This is a genomic window from Streptomyces sp. NPDC048411 (genome assembly GCF_040704695.1).
GTDB lineage: Bacteria > Actinomycetota > Actinomycetes > Streptomycetales > Streptomycetaceae > Streptomyces.
Genome location: NZ_JBEZKL010000291.1, coordinates 1 through 2,155, shown reverse-complemented (window position 1 = coordinate 2,155; position 2,155 = coordinate 1). Strand labels below are relative to the sequence as shown.

Annotated in this window: 2 protein-coding genes; one reads left to right on the top strand and one right to left on the bottom strand. The window is 71.1% G+C overall.

Annotation, left to right across the window (positions count from 1 at the left end):
• Nucleotides 1-174 precede the first annotated feature (174 nt).
• The gene (trxA, locus tag AB0915_RS39060; protein WP_366696143.1) at nt 175-546 is read right to left on the bottom strand and encodes a thioredoxin; all 372 of its coding nucleotides are present in this window, start codon (nt 544-546) and stop codon (nt 175-177) included.
• A gap of 116 nt (nt 547-662) precedes the next feature.
• Here trxA and AB0915_RS39055 point away from each other — a divergent pair, with 116 nt between their 5' ends.
• The gene (locus AB0915_RS39055; RefSeq protein WP_366696141.1) at nt 663-2,099 is read left to right on the top strand and encodes an NAD(P)/FAD-dependent oxidoreductase; all 1,437 of its coding nucleotides are present in this window, start codon (nt 663-665) and stop codon (nt 2,097-2,099) included.
• The last annotated feature ends 56 nt before the right edge of the window (nt 2,100-2,155 follow it).

Sequence of the window (2,155 nt, the reverse complement as noted above, 5' to 3'; positions counted from 1 at the left end):
CGATACTGGGCGTATCGGGGCGAGCCCGACAACGCAGCGAGCGTGCGTGCCAGACGCCGCCAGGCAGGCGGGACTTTCGAAACACGCCCTAGGGCCAACGCCGTTCAGTCCGGCGGATCGGGGGCGGACACCCCCAGGGATATCCGGGCCCCTTCATCATCGCCCGCGCGCCGCCTACTTCGGTTCCTTCTGCTGGTCCTCGATGGACCTGCGGACCTCGTCCATGTCCAGCTTGCGGGCCTGCCCGATGACATCCTCGAGAGCCGTCTCCGGCAGGGCCCCCGGCTGGGAGAACACCGCCACATTGTCCCGGACGATCATCAGGGTCGGAATGGACCGGATCTCGAACGCCGCCGCCAGCTCCTGCTGCGCCTCTGTGTCGACCTTGGCGAAGACCAGGTCGGCATGGCGCTCGGACGCCGCGTCGTACACCGGCGCGAACTGCCGACACGGGCCACACCAGGAAGCCCAGAAGTCGATCAGGACGAACTCGTTCTCGCTGACGACCTGATCGAAGTTTTCCTTGGTGAGCTCTACGGTGCTCATGCTCTCGTTACCTCTTCCTGTGCCCGTTCGGACGTGTCCGGCACAACCGTGCCCGGTTCCGCGCTATTCCGCCTGCCCATGTGGCCACGGCTCACACCCACGGTCAGACTGTCCCCATGACAGATGCTGTGGAGAACGCCGTGTACGACGTCGTGGTGATCGGTGCGGGACCGGTGGGTGAGAACGTGGCGGATCGGACCCGGGCCGCTGGACTGTCCACGGCGGTCGTCGAGAGGGAGCTCGTCGGCGGCGAGTGTTCGTACTGGGCGTGCATGCCCAGCAAGGCGCTGCTGCGCCCGGTCGTGGCCCGCGCCGACGCGCGCAAGGTCCCCGGACTCAGCGCGGCGGTCCAGGGACCCCTGGACACGGCGGCGGTCCTCGCCCACCGTGACGAGTACGCCTCGTACTGGAAGGACGACGGACAGGTCGCCTGGCTGGAGGGGATCGGCGCGGACGTCTACCGGGGCCAGGGACGTCTGACCGGCACGAAGGAGGTCTCCGTCACAGGCCCTGACGGCTCCGAACACCGGCTGACCGCCCGGCACGCCGTCGCCGTCTGCACCGGCAGCCGCGCCGTCGTTCCCGCCCTTCCCGGAGTCGCCGACGCCCGCCCCTGGACCAGCCGCGAGGCGACGAGCGCCAAAGAGGTGCCGGGCCGACTGGTGATCGTCGGCGGGGGAGTCGTCGGCGTGGAGATGGCCACCGTCTGGCAGGCTCTCGGTGCGCAGGTCACGATGCTGATCCGCGGCAAGGGGCTGCTGCCGAAGATGGAGCCGTTCGCGGGCGAGCTGGTCGCCGAGGCCCTCACCGAGGCCGGAGCCGACGTCCGTACGGGCGTCTCGGCCACCTCCGTGCGGCGTGCCGGCCCCGACGGACCGGTCACCGTGGAGCTGGACAACGGCGAGCGCATCGAGACCGACGAGATCCTCTTCGCCACGGGCCGTGCCCCGCGCACCGACGACCTGGGCCTGGAGACGGTGGATCTGAAGCCCGGATCCTGGCTCGAGGTCGACGACAGCTGCCGCGTCGAGGGCAGCAACTGGTTGTACGCAGTCGGCGACGTCAATCACCGGGCGCTCCTCACCCACCAGGGCAAGTACCAGGCCCGCATCGCGGGTGCCGCGATCGCCGCACGCGCGCAGGGCGCGCCGCCGGCGACCGGCCGCTGGGGCGCACACGCCGCCACCGCCGACCACGCGGCCGTCCCCCAGGTCGTCTTCACCGACCCGGAGGCCGCATCCGTCGGGCTCACCCTCGCCGCGGCCGAGCGCGCCGGGCACCGGGTCCGCGCCGTCGACCACGACCTCGCCGCCGTTGCCGGCTCCGGACTGTACGCGGACGGCTACCGGGGCCGCGCCCGCATGATCGTCGACCTCGACCGCGAGATCGTACTCGGCGTCACCTTCGTCGGCCCCGGCATTGGCGAGCTGCTGCACTCGGCGACGGTCGCCGTTGCGGGCGAGGTCCCCATCGACCGGCTCTGGCACGCGGTCCCCGCCTATCCGACGATCAGCGAGGTGTGGCTGCGCCTGCTGGAGGCGTACCGGGGCTGAGTACGGCTGGTGAGCCGGTGCGTCGGCGTGTCCCGTCGTCCCTCCGAGGGACGACG